The 23662-nt window shown below is 41.6% G+C and carries 13 protein-coding genes; 4 read left to right on the forward strand and 9 right to left on the reverse strand.

Going from position 1 to position 23662, the window contains the following annotated elements; genetic code table 11:
- Positions 1-138: 138 nt before the first annotated feature.
- Positions 139-5028: a putative type IX secretion system sortase PorU2 gene (gene porU2, locus I5907_RS18195; RefSeq protein WP_196992220.1), complete on the reverse strand. Its 4890-nt coding sequence runs from the start codon at positions 5026-5028 to the stop codon at positions 139-141.
- Between the two features lie 549 nt (positions 5029-5577).
- Here porU2 and I5907_RS18200 point away from each other — a divergent pair.
- Positions 5578-6168 (forward strand): Crp/Fnr family transcriptional regulator, encoded by a 591-nt coding sequence (locus I5907_RS18200; RefSeq protein WP_231402160.1) that lies wholly within the window; start codon positions 5578-5580, stop codon positions 6166-6168.
- A gap of 83 nt (positions 6169-6251) precedes the next feature.
- Positions 6252-6863 (forward strand): DinB family protein, encoded by a 612-nt coding sequence (locus I5907_RS18205; RefSeq protein ID WP_196992221.1) that lies wholly within the window; start codon positions 6252-6254, stop codon positions 6861-6863.
- On the opposite strand, the gene I5907_RS18210 is transcribed toward I5907_RS18205, so the two are convergent.
- Genes I5907_RS18210 through I5907_RS18220 form a run of 3 tightly spaced genes read right to left on the reverse strand, consistent with a single transcriptional unit; the run spans position 6860 to position 8948 of the window.
- The gene (locus I5907_RS18210; protein WP_196992222.1) at positions 6860-7261 is read right to left on the reverse strand and encodes an acyl-CoA thioesterase; all 402 of its coding nucleotides are present in this window, start codon (positions 7259-7261) and stop codon (positions 6860-6862) included. The two genes, I5907_RS18205 and I5907_RS18210, sit on opposite strands and share 4 nt — an antisense overlap.
- Positions 7262-7271: 10 nt before the next feature.
- Complete coding sequence (murQ, locus tag I5907_RS18215; protein ID WP_196992223.1) at positions 7272-8090, reverse strand: N-acetylmuramic acid 6-phosphate etherase; 819 nt, start codon at positions 8088-8090, stop codon at positions 7272-7274.
- A gap of 12 nt (positions 8091-8102) precedes the next feature.
- A complete protein-coding gene (locus tag I5907_RS18220; RefSeq protein ID WP_196992224.1) occupies positions 8103-8948 on the reverse strand; it encodes an N-acetylglucosamine kinase in 846 nt (281 codons plus the stop codon).
- A 359-nt stretch (positions 8949-9307) separates the two neighbouring features.
- Here I5907_RS18220 and I5907_RS18225 point away from each other — a divergent pair, with 359 nt between their 5' ends.
- Positions 9308-9589 (forward strand): co-chaperone GroES, encoded by a 282-nt coding sequence (locus I5907_RS18225; RefSeq protein WP_147188363.1) that lies wholly within the window; start codon positions 9308-9310, stop codon positions 9587-9589.
- A 172-nt stretch (positions 9590-9761) separates the two neighbouring features.
- Positions 9762-11399, forward strand: a complete 1638-nt coding sequence (gene groL, locus I5907_RS18230; RefSeq protein WP_196992225.1) for a chaperonin GroEL — start codon at positions 9762-9764, stop codon at positions 11397-11399.
- Between the two features lie 68 nt (positions 11400-11467).
- On the opposite strand, the gene I5907_RS18235 is transcribed toward groL, so the two are convergent.
- From I5907_RS18235 to I5907_RS18255, 5 genes are all read right to left on the reverse strand, one after another.
- Positions 11468-13180 (reverse strand): CRTAC1 family protein, encoded by a 1713-nt coding sequence (locus I5907_RS18235; RefSeq protein WP_196992226.1) that lies wholly within the window; start codon positions 13178-13180, stop codon positions 11468-11470.
- 176 nt (positions 13181-13356) lie between these two features.
- Positions 13357-14616, reverse strand: a complete 1260-nt coding sequence (locus I5907_RS18240) for a phosphatase PAP2 family protein (protein ID WP_196992227.1) — start codon at positions 14614-14616, stop codon at positions 13357-13359.
- A 206-nt stretch (positions 14617-14822) separates the two neighbouring features.
- The gene (locus I5907_RS18245) at positions 14823-18161 is read right to left on the reverse strand and encodes a VCBS repeat-containing protein (protein WP_196992228.1); all 3339 of its coding nucleotides are present in this window, start codon (positions 18159-18161) and stop codon (positions 14823-14825) included.
- A gap of 324 nt (positions 18162-18485) precedes the next feature.
- Entirely contained in the window at positions 18486-20357 is a 1872-nt protein-coding gene (locus I5907_RS18250; protein ID WP_196992229.1) for a RagB/SusD family nutrient uptake outer membrane protein, read from the reverse strand.
- 10 nt (positions 20358-20367) lie between these two features.
- A complete protein-coding gene (locus tag I5907_RS18255; RefSeq protein ID WP_196992230.1) occupies positions 20368-23625 on the reverse strand; it encodes a SusC/RagA family TonB-linked outer membrane protein in 3258 nt (1085 codons plus the stop codon).
- Positions 23626-23662 lie beyond the last annotated feature (37 nt).

Genomic DNA, 23662 nt, shown 5'->3' on the forward strand with positions numbered 1-23662 from the left:
TGCTATTGCGAACCCTGCCCAATAGCTATTCTTAAGTTGAAGAGTGCGACGCAACGAAAGCTTAATACCTGTACTACAGCCTGGTACATAAAAAAAGCCCGGCAAAAGCCGGGCCTGTTATGCTGTTTGTTTTGAGTACTATTTCTCTTTTATGAGCCTGAATGAACTTACATTTTTACCATCAATAACCTGCAATATATATACACCGGAAGATAGCTTTTCAAGGTTGTTGACTGTTGCTGAGCCGGTGAATGTTTGTTGCATAATGACTCTGCCAGACAAATCCATAACACGCAATTTTACGGCGCCTGTTGCTGTTTGCATCACTACATTCAATGCATGCTTAAACGGATTGGGGTATACAAGCACTCCAGAAACATTAATGGCAGCATCCCGTATGGGTGAGTATTTAAAAGACACGTCTTTATCGATCATTTTTATGCGATAATAATTTGTGCCGTTTACAGGACTGCCATGAATGAATCCATAATATTTATTGACATCATTAATACTGCTTGCGGCAACCTGGCCGATGGATGTGAAGCTTCTGCCATCCGCGCTAAATTCTACGTCGTAATGTGCTACATTGAATTCATTGGTTACCGTCCATTTCAGTTCGACTGACTTACCTGAAGGTTTTGCAGAAAGATCGAATTTATGAGACGCCAGTATAACATCTCTTACAACATCTACATACTTATAAAGGAAGTTGTTGTAATGGTATTGTTCGGGCTGGTCTTCATCAGGGTTAACTTCTATATAAAAATTGTATTTGCCCTGTGCCAGGTCTGTAATGTTTAAAAGGAACGGAATATGTACAGTATCGCCTGCCGGCAATGCACGTGTATACGGCAGATCAAATACCCCGGCTGCCACGTTCGACGAGTCGTAAAGAATAACTTTCACCTTTAATGGCTGCATGTCTGCTGCGCTGATATTCTTAAAAATAATATAGCCCTGCAGCGTATCGAAATACAGATGTGCCGCATGATTGAACGTTACCTTTTCAGGAATCTCAATACCAAGGTTAGTTGCAATGGCACCTTCCGGAATCGGGGCAGCTTCAATACTCCAGTCGGTTAACTGGTATGGCCTTTCTGTAATTGAATCGGTCGTATTCATGCGGAGCTGCACATACGGATAGGCTACTGCATCAATGGCGCTTACATCCAACTCTGCCTGAGATACAGGAATGTTATAAAATACTGTGTCTTTTCCTTCTTTATTAAAAGCTATTACATCCAGCGAAGTGGTGTTATTACTGTTTTCACTGTAACCAGACCACTTTACTTTATACCAGGAAGTACCCGGACCAAATTTTGGCGAAGTGATGGTACCAATTGTATCGGTCGTATTGAAGTTCTGTGATAAACTGATCCTGTCATACAAACCTTTGGAATAGACTGTTACCGGTTTATAATTAGCAGAATCGTTTTTCTTGAATATACCTACAAAAGTTCTTGGGTATGTAAACGAGTCAACGTTAATGCCCTGAGTTTTCAAGCGGTGATAGAGAGAATTGTTCTTGCCATAAAGAATAGTATCTGCAGCCCAAATTGTGGGAGCCCAATCATTGTTGCCCATGTCGTATATCTTCCTTGCTACAACATAATAGCCATTTTGAATGTAGTTATCCATGAAATCCATTGCATTTTTACGTGCAGCAGCAGTTTTGGTACTGAACTCAAAATTATACCTTCTCATGGTGTCGCAAGGGTTTGCTGCACCATTAGGATTTGATGAGTTAAGAATGGGTTTGAATGTTTTTGGCTCAAAAATGTTAAATATGATTGAACTTCCAACACACGCACTCCACGTTATGATTCTGCCGTTTAGTGCAACGCTAAAGTGGTTATCCTCATTACCACTTGTAGGATAAATAGAATGAAGTATAAATAAATTGTTGATCGTAGAACCAAAATTGAATTTACGTGCCGCAGAGTCTGCAGTAATTCTGTTTAGTGCAGATTCAGTATGCTGTAGAAAATGCGCCTGCTCAAACCCTGCATTGCCCGCACTTCTGTAAATGAAGGAGAAAGTATTCCAGTTTTTATCAGTACTGTCTTCTGCTACACGCCAGAAATAAACTGTATTATCAAGTGATACCGGCACACCTTTAAATTCGATAATGCCACCCGTGCCAATCTGTGTTCTGATAATTTTTACCGGAGAGTTAAACAAAGAGGTTGTATCCAGCTCCATTACATATTGCGTAACCGAATCAAACGCATAGGCCGTGCTTGCAATAAGATCGACCTGGTTTTGTGTAACAATAGAGAAATTGTAAGGAGAAACAGGCAGCAGGTCAGCGGCAGAAATTTTAAACGTTACCGCAGCAGTGTTGTTGTTTTCTTTTAATTCGGCCACTTCACTGTTTACATCAATTATTGCCGTGATGGTATTTGTGCCTTTATCCCTGTTTCCTACAATTGGTATTCTGAGCGTAATGTCGTTGGTTCCGTCAATAATAATACCGTCATTGAATATACTTTCTGTCACACCATTGGGGTAGGTTCTGTTAATAGACAAATTTACCGGTGTACCCGTTGCTTTACCAAGATTATGCAACTTAAGGCTAAGAGTAAATGAATCCATTGTCACATTCATATACGCCGGGGCCACAGTCATTTCGCTACTATCCAACGCGTAATCTGGCATTGCCGAGAAATTAAGCTTAATTGAAGGATCGCCATGCAATGTGAGTTGCTCGGCATGCATCAGCCCGTAAAAGTCGTTTGAGCCGGTGTAGTTTAAGGATTCGTTCAGGCCATCTATAACCACATGTCCAAAACCTTTGCCGTATTGCGTGCCTGTAATTGCATTGTAGAACTTTTCAGTGAAGACATCAAGATAATTTAAAACGCCGTAGTTGCTAGACGACAAATAACCGATCGCTCCTTTACCGGGCTCGAGAATAAATTTTTCCGACAACGTTGACCGTAATGAATACCTGTTGGCATCGTACTCAAAAATGTTTCCAGCCAGGCAACCATTTACAATAAACATCGGGTATTTCCCGGTATTGTTATAATTAGCGGGATTATCAAGACTAAAATCAATACTTGTTGATGACGAGTGACCAAGATATTCTACCAGCGCACTACCATTATTGTATTCCTCTGTAAACTTTAATACGGATTGGCCATAGTCAGTACCCGTACTGGTAGATTTGCTGAAGGTTGTAACATTACCACCAAATGAAGGCCCGCTGATGATCTTCGAATACCTTACCTGGAAACTGTCAATTATTGTTTCAATCAGCGGATCGTTTGCACCTGCCAGTTGCAACACTTTTTTCTTCCATAAACCCGATTCTATGGAGGCGGAGGCAGTATCCCGCTGCGCCAGTTCGTATTCTTTTACTTTGGCAAGATAACTTCCTACCTCTTCCGGTGTAACTGCAGATAACCTGCCGATTGGCGTAGCAGGCACAGGGCTGTAATCTTCAGATGCCAGCAGGTTATCTGAACCGGGACTGCCAAAAACAGGAATAAGATTTAATTTATTCGTAAGAGGGTTTGTTTCCTGCAGGCGGTAGTTGGCATACGTAACGCCTTTACCAACCAGAAATGCATATGCCGGCTTTGTCGTAAACCTTGCCCTGGCAAAACGCAGGAAATTCTTGATCGACAATGGGTGCATTTTTATACCATACGCAAACTGATCTTCCAGTTCATGAATATCAATGAGCTTTGCATTGTATTTACCACCGGTATCAGACGCCCGGTAAGACCGGTATTGTTCTACATAATTATTTGCACCGGTGCCATAAATTGCCGGGTTGCTTATAATCAGGTAGTCGCCCTGGTTAGAGGCGTCATTGAAATTAATAAAGCTCTTTTGCTCAAGCGTTGTAATATTAGTTGCAGTAGACCCATCTCCTTTTACAAGCAATAAATGATATTTGTCAACCGATGCTTCCAGTGCAAATTCTATTGTATCTCCCGTACCAGGATTGCCTATATATCTTTTGTTGTTTGTAAAATCATACAACACCGGGCTTGCAGTGCCTTTGTTGAAATTCGCAATTTTGATATACCGCCCATCGGGTGAAGGATCTACATAAAACTCAAAATTGGTGGCAGCACCGAAATTGTACATTCTCGGATAAGCGAACTCCAATACACCAATACGAAACTCATCTCCGCCGCCTGCCATGTTCTGGATTAAAAATGTAGCGGTATTGCTTTTTATTTTTACCGGTGAGAGATCATTTAATTCAAGTCTTTTGGTTTGGAAATATCCCATGGGGAATTGCGTAAGCAGTTCCCCGTTCAGAGACAACTTAACTTCCCTGTCGTTAGGTGCGGCGCCAGCCATACTAGCTTTCACTGTCATTGGCGCTCCCAATGTATCTACGTAAAGGTCAGAAAAACTAAAACTGGCGGGAGAATAGTCGTAAATGGCCCTGCTTCCCAGTCCTTCGCCCATATCGTAAGATGAGGAATACAGTTTCTCTTCAACGTACACCCCAAAACCATAGTTTACAAATCCCCTGAACACCCTTACGATATTATGCTTAAAGCTTCTTTCCGGTTTCAGCGTGTTTGATGCTGTATTGTTAGTGGTGGGCTCAAAATGCCTGTTTACACCTGCGGTATTTACGGTAAGAAAGTAAGAAGCACTATCGGTTTCGAGACTTGTATGATCTTCGAGCTGATAGTTGGGATCTTTATATAAATATGCATCAGGCTTGCCGTCTGGTATAGAACCCCAGAATTCTATATAATCTGTTGCGCCAAGGGTTTCAGTGTTCGATACATAAATGGGTACTTCCTGCCCATCGCGCCATAGTTCAAAATCGATACCGCGTACATCTCCTAAACCTGCCGCAGCAATGGCAGCCTGCGGAATTCTTACAACGCCAAAACGAAGCGGAAAGCCGCTCAGCGGGTCTGTGCCGAAAGGCCCAATCTTAAATTTATAGTAAGTTTTATTGTAGTCAATCCACTCATTAAAGTACGGCTGCTGGGCACGCAACGATTGTATACAGAGAAAAAGAAACGCAGTAAATATTATCCTTTTCATTTTTGAACAGGTTTTTCTTCCGGAAATTGAATTGTAAAGCAAGGAAATATTACATATTTTTCTTATTAACCCTGAAAGTTTAATTCAATTATAATACGCTTTACGCGCCGGAAACTCCGGCGGGTCGTACAAAACCAAACGATAATCTTCCAAATGCAGCAAAAAATGTATAAGCCCTGCTATTTTGTTTATATAACATGCGGGCATATGCAGTTATTGTATTAGCCATCATGCTGCCACAAAATGCTTCAGTTGTTTTTAATCTTACACAATACTGCACCGGGAGCAGCAAACTATGCAAAACATCATTTTTATGTACCCGGCAGCAGCACTGTGTGCACCTCCTCTTGCGTCGCACTCTTGTACTGTATATCTATATTCAGCACCGATGCGGGCCATGTTGTTTTTTTGCGGGACTGTAACCTTGCCCAATAGCGATAAGAACGATGAACGGATTGCGACGCAACAAAAGCCCAATCAGGGATATACTGCCGGTATCATTCAAAAAAAGTAATCCTGTAAACGTGTTTGTAATTACTTTAGAGTACGATGGAACTGCAGGCTGCACTGGAACATTTACGAAAGGTTATTTTTGCAATTCACCCTTTGCAGGAAAATGAATGGGCTGATTTTGCTGCCATCTGGCAAAGGTTTGATGCAAAGCGGAAAACCATGCTTACCAAAGCGGGCGAAACCGAACGCCACCTGTACTTTGTACTGAATGGCGTGCAACGGGGCTTTTACCTGCATGATGCCGGCAAAGAAGCTACGATTGTTTTTTCCTATCCATTTTCATTTTCCGGTATTGTTGATTCTTTTCTTACACAACAGCCTTCACGCTTTTTTCTTGAAACGCTTACCGGCAGCAAATTTCTAAGAACAGAATACAGGCAGGTAAATAAGTTGCTGATGCGGTACCATAATTTTCAAACGTGCATGTTTAAAGCGTTGAGCTTTACTTTTGCAGGCGTGCTGGAACGGCAAATAGAAATACAATGTTTTTCGGCAGAAGAAAAATTCAGGGTATTACTCAGGAGAAGCCCGCATGTTTTACAACTTATACCACATAAATATCTTGCTTCTTACCTAGGTTTAGACGCCACTACATTCAGTAAATTACTGGGCTCGGTAAGATTATAAAATATACCTGGCAGAAAATCTTGGTCTTTACCAAGAATTTGTTTTTGATATACATGCAGCTTTGCATTACAAACACACAAACAATGCAAACATACAACACACCAACCTTGCTGTTAAAGCTGCAACAACAAACGGAAACATTACTTGACAAAGCAGTAAGAGAATGGCAAATGATAACACCTGCCGTTTTTAAAAAACAACCTTCGCCAAATGCATGGAGCGCTATGCAGTGTATTGGCCATTTGAATATGTATGGTGATTATTACCTGCCGGCAATTGAGCAAGCCATTATGCAGGCAAACAAGACAGGCAATTCAGCCTCTGCCATTTTTACGCCGGGCTGGCTGGGCAATTATTTTACAAACATGATGCAGACAAGTCCCGGTAAAGGCAGTAAAAAAATGAAGGCCCCAAAAAATTATACCATCACCAATGAAGGCTTAAGTGACGAAGTAATTGCAAGGTTCATAGATCAGCAGGAAAAACTATTGGTACTGCTGGACAAAGCTGCCAACGTAAACCTTAATACGATAAGAATACCAATATCGATCGCACCATTTATCAAGCTAAAACTGGGTGACGTTTTTATGTTTCTTATTGCACACAACAACAGGCACGTGCAACAGGCAGAGAGAGCAATTGATGCTGCGGGCAATACCGACAGAACAACCAATAATATCAGGATTGCGGTTTAGGCAAACATATTGATGAGTGTTTCATCAATCCTTCGCGGACGCTGTGTAAGTCTGTCGAGCGGTATCCAGGTACTGGCGGCAGTAATGATCTTTTTATTGTCTGCCGGGCGTATGATCTCGTAATGTCTTTTCCAGGTAACATTGGTATAGTCGCCCGTCCACGTTGTCATTTGCAGCTCATCATGCAGGAAGGCCTGGTTGTAATAATCTACTTCATGCCGTTTGATCATCCACAGCACGGTATTCTTTAATTCGTCAGACGCAAATGTATTCCAGTGCATAGAGGCAATATCCTGCATCCATTGCACATATATCACATTGTTTACATGCAACACATCATCAAGATGTTCAGGTAAAACAGTAATCGTAATAATGAAACGGCTGTTCTTTAATTCCATCAGCAAAAAATTACTTCTTTAAAAATGCTTCGGCCGCCTTTTTAACCGAGCCATATTCTTCCAGCAGGCGGTGTGCTTCTTCATAAGAGCTGTTGATCTTTTCCATGAGCATTTTGGTACCGCGGTCCTTTAGCTTGGTATTGTTGAGTTGCATGTTTACCATACGGTTATCCTCTACCCTGCCCAGTTGTATCATGGCTGTGGTAGAGATCATATTAAGTACCAGTTTTTGCGCGGTACCACTTTTCATGCGCGTACTGCCGGTTACAAATTCAGGCCCTGCAACTATTTCCACGGCATAATCTGCGGCTGCCGCAAGCGGGCTGCCTTCGTTACATACAATACAGCCGGTAGCAATGCCGTGCTGCCCGCATTGCTCCATAGCGCCAATCACATAGGGCGTGGTACCACTTGCTGCAATTCCAATAACAAAGTCATTTTTACTTACACGGTGCTGTACAAGATCTTCCCATCCCTGCATTACGTCATCTTCTGCGTCTTCCACAGATTTTACAATGGCAACATTGCCACCTGCTATTACCCCGGTTACAAGATCTGTAGGTACACCGTAGGTGGGCGGGCATTCACTTGCATCCAGTATACCAAGCCTGCCGCTGGTGCCTGCACCAACATAAAACAGCCTGCCACCTGCAAGCATTTTATCTACCACTGCGCTAATGAGTCGCTCTATTGCAGGCAAAGCCTTCTCTACTGCAAAAGCCACTTTCTTGTCTTCATTGTTAATATTGGTAATAATTTCCAGCACAGACATTTTTTCCTGGTGCCTGTATGGAGAAGGCTGCTCGGTAACTCTTGTAAAATCTTTCATACGTGTGTATACTTATGCTGTTGTGTGATAGGCGATCAATCCATCCATTGGTTGTTTGAGCACTTTGCCCAATTCAAGTTCGTACGTATTGCACAAATCCTGCAACACATCCTGCAGTCCGTATGCAACGCTACCTACAAAACTGATGGGGTATAACCAGCTTTCCCTGTATTTGTACAGATGTGTAAAGAAAAAATCATTCAGGCCATCTTCTATAATATTTTCAATCATATAGTGGCCGCGGTTTTCTGCAAGAAAAACCGCGAAAGAAGCAAGATAACGATTTGGCTGTGGCCTTTTATAAACGTGCTCCAGTATATCGTTTGCGTTTGTTTTAAACTGTTCATTAAAGCGAAGCAGCAGCTCTTCATCAAATGTATTGTAGAGGAAATGCTGTATCACTTTCCGGCCAAGGTATGCACCACTGCCTTCATCGCCTAATACGTACCCTAAACCCGGGCTGTTTTTTATAATTTTTTTGCCATTATAGTAGCAACTGTTTGAGCCTGTACCCAAAATGCATGCAACACCTTTTTCATTTCCGCAAACGGCTCTTGCTGCTGCCAGCAAATCTATATTGGCCTCTATTTTGGCCGAGGGAAAAACTTTCTTTAAAACTTTCTTTAAAACTTTTACATTATCGGGGTTGCCAAGCCCGGTACCGTAGTAATGCACTTCGTCAACCTGTACATCTTTGATCTTTTTTACAAGTTCGTTTTGCAACAGTGCCACTATTTCTGCTGCAGTTAAAAAATAAGGACTGATACCCTGCGTAATAATTTTCTTTTTCCTGTTGTTGGCAATTAAACACCATTCACATTTGGTGGAACCGCTGTCTGCAATAAGTTTGATTGCCATAGGTTATTAATTAAGGTTTGAAGATATGAGTTATGCCATTTTACAGCAATATTTTTTGGTACCGGCAGTAGTGTTTCATGGCATCGCCTGTTGCCACGCTCGGTTCATGGTTCTGCTCTTTTGGCGGCTGCAGCGTTCTGTTTATGCGTGGCCGCCGGCAAAAGGGTTAAATGAAATTTTGTCACTGCTGCGCAAAACACTTTCTTTGCCGTCCTGTTAATGCTGCCAACTATTCGCAGTTGTGCAATAAGCGGTTGCAAAAAATGCAATTTTGGCTCGTAATGGCTGCGTGGCACAGTAATCGCTAACCCAACTGCATTAACAATCAACTGTTCACTAAATTTTAAATTCATACAATTATGGCTAAAAAGATCAATGTTACCCCTCTGCATGACAGGGTAATCATCCAACCAGCCCGTGCTGAAGAGAAGACTGCTGGTGGTATTATTATTCCGGACACTGCTAAAGAAAAACCTCAGCGTGGTACCGTTGTAGCTGCAGGCCCAGGCAAGAAAGATGAGCCTGTTTCTGTAAAAGTTGGCGACACAGTACTTTATGGCAAATATGCCGGTACTGAGATCCAGATTGAAGGCAACGACCTTTTGATCATGAGAGAGAGCGATATACTTGCGATAATCTAACCGCGGAGCTGCTCAATACTTATTCTATAGTACAAGAGTGCGACGCAACGACTGCTTAATAGTATTGCTGCCGCCTGGTACACAAAAAATTTCGGGTAAGTAAATGTGCAGGTGTACAAACTGCTCTTTAAGATTCAAATTAATTATTAACCGATTTTCAAATTTTAATATTATGGCTAAACAACTCTTCTTCGATATCGAGGCAAGAAATAAAATGAAGCGTGGTGTAGATGTTCTTGCCAACGCAGTTAAAGTTACATTAGGACCTAAAGGTCGCAATGTTGTTATTGAGAAAAAATTTGGTGCTCCTGCTGTAACAAAAGATGGTGTTACAGTTGCCAAAGAAATTGAACTGGAAGACCCGATTGAAAACATGGGCGCACAAATGGTAAAAGAAGTAGCATCTAAGACTGCTGATATTGCAGGTGATGGTACTACTACTGCAACTGTACTGGCTCAGTCAATCATCAGCGAAGGCCTGAAAATGGTTGCTGCAGGTGCAAACCCAATGGATCTTAAACGCGGTATTGATAAAGCTGTTGCACTGGTTGTTGAAAACCTGAAAGGACAGTCTCAGACCGTGGGTAACGACAGCAAAAAAATTCAGCAGGTTGCAACAATCTCTGCTAACAATGACGAAACAATCGGTAAACTGATTGCTGAAGCTTTTGCAAAAGTTGGTAAAGAAGGTGTAATTACTGTAGAAGAAGCGAAAGGTACTGATACTACAGTAGACGTGGTAGAAGGTATGCAGTTTGACCGCGGTTATATCTCTCCATACTTTGTTACAAACAGCGAGAAAATGGAAGCTGAATTACAGAATCCATACATTCTTATCTACGATAAGAAAATCTCTGCAATGAAAGACATTCTTCACATACTGGAGAAAGTTGCACAAAGTGGCCGTCCGCTGGTGATTATTTCTGAAGACCTGGAAGGCGAAGCATTGGCTACACTGGTAGTAAATAAATTACGTGGTACATTGAAAGTAGCTGCTGTTAAAGCACCTGGTTTTGGTGACCGCAGGAAAGAAATGTTGCAGGATATTGCTATTCTTACTGCAGGTACAGTAATCAGCGAAGAAATGGGTCATAAACTGGAAGGTGCTGACCTTACATCTCTTGGCCAGGCAGCTTCTATAACTATCGACAAAGACAATACCATTGTTGTTGGCGGTAAAGGAAAGAAAAATGAGATCGTTTCCCGCGTTAACCAGATTAAAGCGCAGATCGAAACAACTACATCTGACTACGATAAAGAAAAATTACAGGAACGTCTTGCCAAACTAAGCGGTGGTGTTGCTGTATTGTATGTTGGTGCTGCTACAGAAGTAGAAATGAAAGAAAAGAAAGACCGTGTAGATGATGCTTTACATGCTACACGTGCAGCAGTTGAAGAAGGTATTGTGCCTGGTGGTGGTGTAGCTTACATTCGTGCTATTGAAAGCCTTGAAGCTAAAGTAAAAGGCCAGATTGCTGATGAGCAGACAGGTATGGCAATCGTTCGCCGTGCTTTGGAAGAGCCTATCCGCACTTTGACTGCTAATGCCGGTATAGACGGTTCTATCGTTGTTCAGAAAATTAAAGAAGGTACAAAAGATTTCGGTTTCAATGCAAGAACTGAAACATATGAAAACCTTTTTAAAGCTGGTGTTATTGACCCTACTAAAGTGAGCCGTGTAGCATTGGAAAATGCTGCTTCTATTGCAGGTATGTTATTAACAACTGAATGTGTTGTTGCTGACAAACCAGAGCCTAAGAGCGCTGCTGCTCCTGCAATGCCGGGTGGTGGTATGGGTATGGATTATTAATTACAATCGTTTTACGGTTATACAAAACCCCGCAGTACCTGCGGGGTTTTTGTTTGAAGTGCGTGGTATTATACATTTGATTTTTTCTTCCTTCTTTGCAGTAATATTATTGCCATCATAATTATGATTATAACGATACCGCCTGTGATGAGATAGACCAAAGCATTACTATCCGTTTGTTTGTTGAGCAATACATTTTCTGTAATCGTTATTAGCTGGTTTGCGTTTACATTGAGTAGTTCCTGTTTTGCCCCCCCGGACCAACGAACAATTATTTTGTCAATTTTTTGTACCTCACCTAACCCAAAGTGCGCTATCACCGAATTCTGCGAGATATGACTAGAACCTCCTCCATCGATTTCCCTGATCATTATTTTATTTCCTATGTGGATCTCTACTTTTGAACCGATTCCATGAGTTTCAGCCTGCACACCTCTAAGCGCAATTTTTATCCAATTGCCTTTTGCAGAATCATTTCTATACAGCTTTGTAACAGATGGTACCGGATAGTTGGGATATACAGGCTCTTCTTCTACTACAAGCAAATCAAGGTCTCCATCATTATCATAATCGAATACAACAGAACCTCTGCCAATACCGTAATCGGCAAGGCCGTATAATGTAGCCTTTTCAGTGAATCTTCCGCCATTATTCTCGTAATAAAAATCAGCCATCGGGTGACAGTCAGGGTTCAGGTCGCCATTTGCAACGTATAAATCAATGTCTCCGTCATGATCAAAATCTGCAAAGTTTGCTCCCCAGCTAATGGCATACATGCCCATGCCTAATTCATTGGCTTTATCTATGAATGGCCGTCCACTTCCCTGATTAACCATAAACATATTAAACTTTATGTTGGTAAAGTAATAGTCCATTAAACCATCATTATTGTAATCACCGACAGCTGTACCCATGGAATTAATACGCAGATCCATGTTCTTTTCTTTGCCGACATCTGTAAATTTTTGTTCAGGATACTCATTCTGCAATAACATATCCGGGGTGCGCTTATACCCAAAGTCGTGATTAACTATCAGGTCCTGGTCTCCATCATTGTCATAGTCAGTGAAAACGCCGCCAAATCCAAAACCCCGGTAATCAAGACCATAATTTTCATACACATCTGTAAATTTTCTGCCGCTATTATTTAATAATAAATAGCCTTTTGCAATCTGGTTGGCACCTACTACGGTTGCGTCGTTTATAAAATTTAATTTTCCTTCAAACTGATTAAAATAATTACCCACATAAATGTCAGGATAACCGTCTCCGTTAAAGTCGCCAAAACTTGCACCGGTGCTAAAAGAGTACATTTTATCCAGGCCGTATTCTTTTGTAACATTTTTAAAAGTTCCGTTGCCGTTATTAAGGAAAAGTAAATTCACTTCCCTTGGTATCGGCAGCTTGGTTGTTCTGCTGGTAATTGTTGTTACAAATAGATCTACAAACCCGTCTTTATTTACATCTGCGCCCGAAACACCCTGAGTAACAAAATCTTTTGTAACAGTTAAGCCGGAGTTGTCAAACACATTTGTAAAAGTACCGTTGCCATTATTTTTATATAATACATCATTGTTCATGCCTCCTGTGATGTAAATATCTTCGTAGCCATCATTATTAAAATCGATTATACAAGCACCGCCGCCAAACATACCTTCATAAACTTTAAACGCATGTTGAATGCCCGCAGAGTCGGTAACATCTGTAAACCTTTTTTGTGCATACCCGGAATAAGGTAAAAGCAGCACATACACCACAGCAGTAGTAATAAAGCGGGACATTTTTACGGTTGTTAAGTTGGTTAAATTATTCAAACCATTCACACTAATGACTGGTGCAACAACAAGCAAATAACGAAAACACTCTATGCCACCAGCGCAACTGATAAATTATTTTTACTCTTTAAATCCTTCTACCTGCAACAGTTTTGCCGGAGATTATATAAACGGTGTTGCGATTAATTTTTCCATTCCAGACCAATTACATTCTTTGCAATTTCTTTTCCTTTTTCTATACCTCTTTCATTATCCTGGGGAATATGTATTCCACCATAAAATCTTGAATTGGCTGTTTCATTTGCAGCTTGCCAAAAAGAGTTGAAATGTCTTTCTTTAAAATCTACGTTCCTAATTTCATCCCTGGGTCGTCCAACGTGCAGACTATCTGTAAATGAGAAACTATCGCCATATAAATCGGTAAGAACTGTAGCCATTGCAGCTGCCTGGATGGCATGCCCTGATGGAAAAGCCGGAAATGGAGGATCTGGCCAAAACGATTCCCAGCGGGCATCTATATGCTGCGTTACAAAAGTGTTAGCTCGTTCTGAATAAAACTGATACTTCCATTTCCAGCAGTTTCTGAAAGCATCGGCCAATGCGATACCTAATTTTGCATAAGTCTCTCCACATTTGATCAGTGAAGGTTGTGTTTTCCTTATCGCTATTGTTGCAAGATAATAGGAATGGCCAGGTGGTGTGGGCGTAACTTCAGGATCATCGCTCCACCAAATGGCAGCCTCTTTTTCATCCTGGCTTAATAATTTGTTCTTTTCATATACCTGTATAAATTGCTGATAGTAACCAGAGGATGGCGCAGTATCATAAGAAACAAACACTGGCGCCGCTACAGCCGAATCCTGCGCAAGAAATGTTCTGTTTTTGCCCCAGTGTGGGTGTAAAGGAAAGTGAGAAAATGTTTGAGCGTATAATGGTGGTTGCCAGCAACCGGGCTTTTGCGGTGGTATCAACTTCTTATCGAAATTATTGAGATAGCCACGATGCCCGCCATCATTCTTAGACCACTCAAAAATGGCTGCAGCAATGGTTTTGCCGTAAGCCACAGAACGATTAACAACCGATTGATCGATACCGCCGCTATAGCGCTTTAAAAAACTTTTTTCCAGCGAGTCTATTTTGCGTTTGTTATCGTCAGACGTCTGAATATAAATGTTTCTGATGATGGCTGCCTGTGCCGCATTTAAACATATCTGCCAGTTATACTGTAAGTCCTTACCTGGTATGGGCAGCGCTCCCAGCCCGTTGAGCTGCGTTGCCACAGAACGGTAAGCAGTGCTGCTGTTGACAACAGACTCGTACATGGTAAGACCGATATAACCAAGCGAACGTGAAGCAAATGTTGGTGAGTTTGCCGGTGTGGTTTTAAGTATGTAAACAGTCATATCGGCCCAGGCAGCAGCCAGTTCATAATCTTTTGGCACCGGCTCTTTATTACATGCTAAAAAAGGCAAGAGGCAACATACAAAGGCTGCCGGCGCCATTAAACTTTTAGACCGTCGGGGCAGCCAAAAAGATGCCATATGCACAACCGATGAAGTGATTGCGACGCAACGAAGATGCCATGAAATACAGCAGCCGGTATTTAAATAAATACCAGAAAAAGCTTTCGAAAACTTTTTCATTTTCTCTATTTAGACAAGTAGTAAGCAGTTAGTTTTTGGCCACAAATGCCAAAATATAGTTTATTGTTTACCTGAATGCAGCTTCTTACATCTCCACGTATATGGAAGCCGGATTCACGCTGGTTAATATACGTAAAATTCCCTTTCCCATCACCGGCAAGTAATACGCCGTAATTTGCATCTGCTTTTCCCAACCTTATTTTTAAGTAACTGTTATTTCCGCACAATAACAGGTCTTTGTTTCCATCCTTGTTAAAATCCAGCGTATCTATTGTGTAAACAGGCGCATACTGCGCCTGTATGGGCAAAGCTGTTTCCTGCAACGCTCCCCCGGCAGTACTCATGAAGCATGTGGTAGCTGTAAAATTGGCCGTAAGGTGACCAGCGCCCTTCAAATCTTTTTCTTCAAAAAGCTGATCCAAAGTAACATCGGCATAGCTTTTAAAGTCTGCAAAACGTTTGCGCAATACGGGTAACTGGCTAACCAGTTCATCTCTTGTTATATAGGGATAGCGTTTGCCCTGGATATAAAAACAAAATACAGGGTCTACAGAGCCATTGTTGTCAAAGTCTTTGTAGTAAAGATCGAGCGGCTCTGTATCGGAGGCGTGAAACTGCATGTTTAAACCGATATTTCCGGCGACGATGTCAGGCCTTCCATCCTGATTTAAATCAACTACTTCAATAGTATTCCACCAGCCTTTGTATTGCTTACTGAAGAATTTTTTTGACTGATCAATGAGCTTACCATCCTGCTTTTTATATACCGTGATGGGCATCCATTCGCCTGCCACGATCAACTCGTTTTCCTGGTCTCTGTCCATATCTGCCCATAGGGCAGTAGTAACCATGCCTGCGGTAGCTAATGCGGGGCAAACTTTTTTGGTTTGATCGGTAAACCGGCCTTTACCGTCATTGATTAAGATATAGCTTACCGGCGTTTCAGGATAACGGCCCGGCACCACTCTTCCACCTACAAAAATATCTGGTGCGCCATCTCCGTTGATGTCGTCTACAGCCACACTCGATTTGCTGCCAGCAATAGCGGGCAATAAATTACTACGCTTATAATTTCCTTTGCCATCAGCAATGTATAAGCGATCATGCAGCAAATAAAACGAATCTCCAATGCTGTGATAACCGCCGCTTGCAATATATATATCAGCGTTTCCATCTTTATCAGCATCCAGAATAGCAATTGCTGCATCTACATATTGCTTGTCTTTCTCAAAATCGGCTATTATTTTTTGCCGAAAACTACCATTGGCAGACTGCATGTATAATTGCGCTGGTTGAATGCCATTTCCTCCAAGAATCAAATCTTCCAATCCATCTTTATTAAGGTCTGATTTTACCATGCAGGGACTATTATAAGAAAGCTGGCTGATAAGTAACGCCTGCCTGTTAAAATCATTGATGCTGGTATCTGTTTTATCTGAAAACTGAATGCCGGGCATTGTTTCACTAAACCAGGTTTGTACTTTAGCCGGCTTAAGCCGATTAAGCAGTGCCTCCTTCTCATTTAGTTTTATCAGCTGGTTTACTTTCACATCAGTAAGGCGTTGCATTTTACCGCCGGGCCAGGTGATGATAAGTGAATCAATTAAAGAAGTGCTCCCAAGACCAAAGTGCAGCACAGGAGAAACATTTGAAAGGTAGCCTCGAGCAGGGTATTGTTCTACTTTTTGAATGTGCCCCTTACTATAAACAGTAACTATAGCACCAATACCCTGCAAATTGCCGGCACTTCCTGTAAGGCTGATATTGATAAAATTATTCTTTGAAAGTTTTTCCGATTCATTTTTATACAGAAAAGCAGGAAGATTGATATTGTTTACCACTATATCCAGATCACCATCATTATCAAGATCTGCATAGGCAGCTCCATTACTGTTCGAATGCTGGTTCATACCCCACTCTGTTGCTGCGTTGGTAAAGCCACTACCCTGCTTATTTCTAAACATATAGTTTACAACATTGGATGATGGCATCTTCTTAATAATTTCCATAACGTCTTCGCGCTGCAGTCTACCTCTCGCTTCTACATAACTGTTCATGTAATTGATGAAATCCAGATTGGTATAATCGCGGTAATAGCCGTTTGTAATGTACAAATCTTTCCATCCATCGTTATCATAATCAGCAAAAAGCGGAGCCCAGCTCCAGTCGGTATTAGATACACCTTCCAGTTGTCCTGTTTCACTAAAGGTATTGTTACCATTGTTTATCTGCAACATATTACGCATATACTGGTAATAAAAGCCGCTGCGCACATTCATATTGAACTTTGGGTAGTTGTCAGGCGCCAGCAACAACTTCTGCCTGTGATTATCTTCGGGCAACATATCAAGCGTGAAAATATCGGGCAGGCCATCATTGTTTACATCTGCAACATCGTTGCCCATAGAGAACTGGCTTGTATGCCCTATAGCGCTTTCTATTGTATTCGTAAATGTACCGTTACCATTATTTATATATAAAAAGTCGGGCACAGCATAATCATTAGACACATAAAAATCAGGATAACCATCTTCATTAAAATCAGAAAGACCAATCCCTAATCCGTAACTCAACTCAGAGCCGTTGATTCCTGCCTTTACGGTCACATCTTCAAACACTCCATTGGATTGCTTTAACAGACGCAAGCCTTTATCGGGACTATCCTGTTTGAAGAGTTTGGCAGTGGCTTCAACATTTAGAATAGGTAAGTTTTTAGGGTTATGATTCAATAATAACATGTCCAGGTCTCCATCTTTATCATAATCAAAGAAATACGACTGGTTGCTAAAACCTGTACTGGCAAGACCGAAGGCTGCTGCCTTTTCTTCAAAAAGGGGAACACCATTCTTTCCTGCGCCTTTATTGATGAACAGCTGGTTGGCTCTTTTAGCTTCAGGCATTGCGCCTGAATAACATAGATATATGTCAGGCAGGCCATCTGCATTTACATCTACCGCATTTGCCCCTGTTTTCCAGGGTCCGGCTCTGCCCCCGGCGCCAGAAACAGTTGTAACATCTTCAAATTTGAAATTGCCCCGATTGATGTAAAGCTTGTTATCGCTCATATTACTGGTAAAGTACAAATCAATCAGACCATCATTATTAAAGTCTGCTGTCGCAATACCACCACCGTTATAAAAGTATTCATACATCAGGATGTTGGTATTAAGTCCTTCTGTAAGGGTATTTTGAAAGGTAATATTTGACTCTGACTGATCTACCAAAACAAATAACTCTTTGCCGGTTGAAGTTTTTTGGGGTGCACTTTCCTCTTCTGCCTGCTCATGACACGCACAAAACAAAAGAAAAGAAAACATGAAAAGTGATCTGCTTGAAAAATTCATTGATTGCAATTAGCGACCGGTAATTTAATACGAAGTTTTATTATGGGCCCAACTTTTTTACATGCATTTGGCTTTGGTTGCGTCGCACACTTGTACACCACAATAAAGCTGTGCAACACGAAGCTTTTTCGCTGGGTTGGAATATGATGCTGTCAGGAAAAAGCGCTTCGTTGTAAAATAGTAAACAAAGCGCTGAAGTGTGCGACGCAACAAAAGCTCAATAAAAAACTTACTGCCGGGTACATCATCATTCTTACCACATTTGCGCATTAAAAAAAATCTATCCCTGTCGGGATAGATTTTTTTATAACAGTATAAATTTAATTAATCTGTATAACCAGGATTCTGAACCAGTAAATTGTTCTTACTCATTTCATCCCTGCTTATTGGCCTGTAGTACATTTTATCTTTCCACACCCTTGTTTCATTTTCTGTATTGGCCTGAACAGTATAAGTATAATCGTAAACTGTTTCATCATGCCTGTAAGGAACCAGCGGAGACTTGCCAGGTTTTAGTGTAGCCCTTACATCAATTGCTTTGATACCACGGCCTACAGTTGTAGCGGGTATCATCCATCTCCTGGCATCATGATACCGATGCTCTTCGTATGCTAATTCAATCCTGCGTTCATTTCTATAGCGATCTCTCAGAGCTGTACCGGCATCGTTAATTGCCGGCATACCAGACCTGAAACGGATCTTGTTCAGCCATGTACGGGCTTCACCCTCGTCTCCTGTTTCAATACACGCTTCAACATAATTCAATACCATTTCTGTATACCGGATAAATGGCCATGGCACAACCTGTCCGTTTGACTGGTTATCAGGCAATGCAGGATTAGGATCGATGAATTTTCTTGTGTAGTAGTGTGTACGGCTGCCATTCCAGTTTTCGATGGGAGATTCACGCGTATCAATACCGTTAATAAAACCGCCGGAACCATCTGCATAGTAACCTGTCTGAATCTGGTTAACAGGATCTCTGTCTGCAACATCTGCAGGTCTTGGCTTCCAGTCTGCGCCGTCAAACATTACCGTACCATAAAGCCTTGGATCGCGGTTTGTATACGGATGTGCTTTGTGATCAGCGTTATTCCAGTCAAACTTAGAGCCATCCATCATTTCGTAATCATCTACCAGTTGTTGAATAGGCGTGTTACCTGCCCAGTTATGGTAACCGTTAGGTCCGTTGTTGATGCCATAGTGAATACCACCAAGCGGCCAGTTGTCTTCCTGTGTGTACAGCGTTGTAGAAGTTCTCTGGAAGATAAGTTCTACTGCTGCAGCAGCATCACCCACTGCGCTTTTACCACCCATTGCAATTGAGATATAATTCTGTCTGCCATCTTCAGCAGAAACCGGGGCTGAAAGATCCAGTTTATAACCTTGTGACGCGTCAAGAACAGCTTTTGCAGCAGCTTTTGCGGCCTGCCACCTGGATTGCTGATCTCCACCTGTATAAGCCAGTAATTCTTTATTACTGTAGCCTGACAAAAGCGTTTGCGACTTTGTCTGGTCATGCAAATCGCTCGCCGCATACAATAACACTCTTGACTTAAGTGCCATGGCTGCGAGTTTAGAAGCGCGGCCATCTACCAGGGTTTTACCATCCAGCATTTGCGCTGCCTGGTCCAGATCACTCACTATGAAGTTTACACATTCTTCGTAAGAGCTTCTTGCGATAGAGTAATCTTCATTCAAACCATAGGTGCGATCTATGATAGGTACGCCGCCATAAAACCTTAATAATTGCTGGTAGTAGTAGGCTCTTAAAAAATGAGCCTCGCCCTGCAACTGTTCTTTTAACACTTCATCTGTAAAAGTTGCATTTGGCAGGTTTTCTAATGCAATGTTTGCATCCCTGATAGCAGCATACATATTATCCCAATAATAGGTGGCGCTCATCCAGGCCAGGCCTCCGGGCTCTTCCGTACCTTCTGTAAAATTGTTGATATTTCTGCCTGCATGTGTGAACATTGCTTCATCTGTATACGCAGCGAGCGCCTGTTCTTCAAAACCTCCATAGCCCAGTGAGGCGTAGATGTTTAAGACGAAGGCATTGGAAAGAGGGCCATCACCCCATGTTGCATCGCTGGACACCCTGTCCTGTGGTTTCGTATTTAGGAAATCAGTATTGCATGAAGAAATAGTTACACCAAACGCAACTGCACTGATTACAATTAATGCTTTTTTCATACATCGATTTTTAGAATGTTAAACTAAGACCGCCGTTGATTACCCTTGATTGAGGATAATATACACCACTACCGGCAGTAGCTTCTGGATCAAAAATTTTCATTTTAGAAACGGTAAATAAGTTAAGCGCATTCACAAAAATTCTGAAGTTGCTTACTTTAACCTTATCCAACAAGCGCGCTGGTAAAGTATAACCAATTTCAATATTTTTCATACGAATGTAATTTTTACTGAAAAGGTAATACGTGTTATTTCCATACGCTCCGCCGGTGAAATAAGTATCTCCGCGGCTGGCCAGTCTTGGATTCGTGCTGCTGGGATTATCAATTGACCACCTGTTATCGTAATAATATTTCAGGTAATTGCCAATATCACCAGATTCGGTTTGCACCCGTATTAATGCTCCTGCAGCTCCCTGGAATAGTATGTTAAGGTCAAACGCTTTATACCTTGCTTCAATAGTGGCCCCAAAATTGAAGTTGGGAAATTCACTCTTATTAAGTCTCACAGCGTCATCTGGTGTAATCTTTCCATCGCCATTCACATCTTCAAATTTCATATCACCGGGTATAAGTTCGCCAGTAACTGAACTATAATCTAATGTGTTTTTGTCTATATCAGCCTGGTCGAGAAAAACACCCGCAGATTTGTAAACAAGAAAAGCCTGGTAAGGTTTGCCTTCCTGCCATTGATAATCCGGGTTTGCCTTGCTTTCTGCTATATATTTAACGGTATTCCTTGCATAACCACCATTTACACCTGCCCTGAACCAAAAGTCTTTGCTAAGATTACCTTTATAAGCAAGTGAAAACTCAAACCCTTTATTGTCAATTCGCCCGTTATTTACCGGGGGCAGGCGATTTGCAATACCTGATGAGTTTGGAATGATTCCTCTTTCATCAATCAAAAGAGCGCTTCTCTTGTTGAAAAAGTACTCTAACGTTAAATCGATATGATTGTTCAAAATAGTCGCGTCTAACCCAACATTATAATTGTTTGCTACTTCCCATGTGAAATTATTGTTTGCCAGCACTGTTTCATACAATGTAGTTGCCACAACCCCACCTATTGGGTAGCTGCCAAAACCATAGGTAGACAGGTAAGCGTACTCGTTGAGAACACCATTTCTATATACCTGGTCATTACCCATCTGACCATAAGAACCTCTTAACTTAAGGTAGTTGATGCCTTTAACTTTAAAGAAACTTTCATTGGTTAAGTTCCAGCCTACGAGTATACCTGGAAAGAAGCCGAAACGTTTGTCTTCGGGAAACATATAAGATCCGTCATATCTCCATAAAAACTCTGCGAGATATTTCTCCTTATAGTTATACTGAACCCTGCCGTAATAGCCAAGTTTGGCCCTGTTATATAGTCTTGAAGGATTTGACAGATCATTAGAGGCAGTTTGTATAGTACCGCCAACATAGAGCTGATCAACAGCAGGAGAAATGAAGTTTCTTCTATAAGCAACAAAGTTGTCTGCTTTAAAAGTTTCTTTCGTTACGCCTGCGAGAATACCGATTGTATGTACACCGCCAATTTTGGTGTCATAATTAAGTAATGCAGTAAGATTGGTATTAAGAACAGAGTAATATCCCTGGGTTAACCGGGGATCTGTAAAATTGGATCTTACAGCACCTACCAGTTTTGGCGTTACACCGTCTGCTTCATAAGTAATCCGATCCCATGTATATAACATCCAGGGGGTCTGCCACAATTTATTTGATTCACTCAATTTATCAACTGCTCCTGATAAGGTAAGTTTTAAACCACTTATCCATGGGTTTGTGATTTCTACAGTAGCATTGGTTTGTAAGAAATCTTTAGGATTATCCTGGTAACCCGTTGCATTGGTTGTAATAACATAAGGATTCTGACCGTTCTCGATATCAGGGCCCGGCAAACCATTTGGCCATACTTCAGGCTCTGTCGGACGACCACGCATCAACATACGGAAAATAGAACCTGCACTTTCTGTAGGAAATCTGCGCTGCTCTCTGCGTGCCAGAATACCTACCGTGGTGCTGATATAGTTGCTCACTTTTGCAGTGAGGTTTGTTCTTAAATTATATTGCTGGTAACGTGTTGCAGAATTGTTGTAAATAGCATCCTGGTTTACATAACCGAGCGAGGTAAAATACCTGAAATTTTCAGAACCTCCGCTTATTTGCAGGTTATGCCTTGACTGAGGAGCCCATTTTCTGAACGCATCGGCAAACCAATCTGTATTAGGATACCCCCATGGATCACTTCCGTTTGCGTATTTCTCAACTGCTTCAGGACTATAGTTTGCATTTATGGTAGCTACACCTTCAGTAGGTGAATCATAACTTCCTGTCTGCTGTATAGCTGTCCATGCTGCCTGCCATTCATTTACAGGTATGCTTTTATAAATTGGAATCTCGTTCATTATTTTAGCATACTCAACAGCATTTGACATTTCTGGAATTGTACCTGGCTGAGAATAGCCCTGATTGAAATCATAAGTGATCTTAGGTTTGCCCTGGGCGCCCTTTTTTGTGGTAATTAATATAACCCCATTCGCTGCACGGGATCCATAAATAGCAGCCGACGCATCTTTTAATACAGAAATTGACTCGACATCGCGTGGATTGAGTCTTCCAAGGCCACCTTCTCTTTCCGGCACACCATCAATTACGATCAGCGGGCTATTATTACCAATGGTGTTAACACCCCTGATATTTAAAGAAGCGCCATCGTAACCTGGCTCACCACTGGTTTGTACAACCACAAGACCAGGCAACCGGCCTGCAAGTGAATTCGACATGTCAACAGCCGGTGATTTAACAAGTGCCTCGCCCTTTACGGCACTAACGGCTCCGGTAACAGTAACTTTTTTCTGCGTACCGTAACCTACCACAACTACGTCTGTCAGATTTTCTGATGTAATACTCAAAGCAATACTCAGGTCAGTTTGACTGCCTACCGGTATTTCTTTGGTTTGGTAACCCACATAACTGATTACCAAAACAGCTCTATCATCTGCTACAGTAATAGAAAATGCACCACTGAGGTCTGTGGTGGTTCCTTTACTGGTGCCTTTAACTAACACTGAAACATTTGAGAGTGGCGCACCTTTTTCATCTGTTACCTTACCGGTAACTTTTTTGTCTGGTGCTGAATAGAAATCTTTTGCGAAAGAATAATCAGGCATTGATACAGCAATGCCGGTTAAAAAAACTGCAGCAAGCAAATTGTAAAATGCCCGCTCAAGTAAAAAAGTTTTACTGTAGTTTTTTCTCATAACAAGCAAATTGGAGTGGTTAAAAGATTTAGTTTGT

The sequence above is a fragment of the Panacibacter microcysteis genome (genome assembly GCF_015831355.1).
GTDB lineage: Bacteria > Bacteroidota > Bacteroidia > Chitinophagales > Chitinophagaceae > Panacibacter > Panacibacter microcysteis.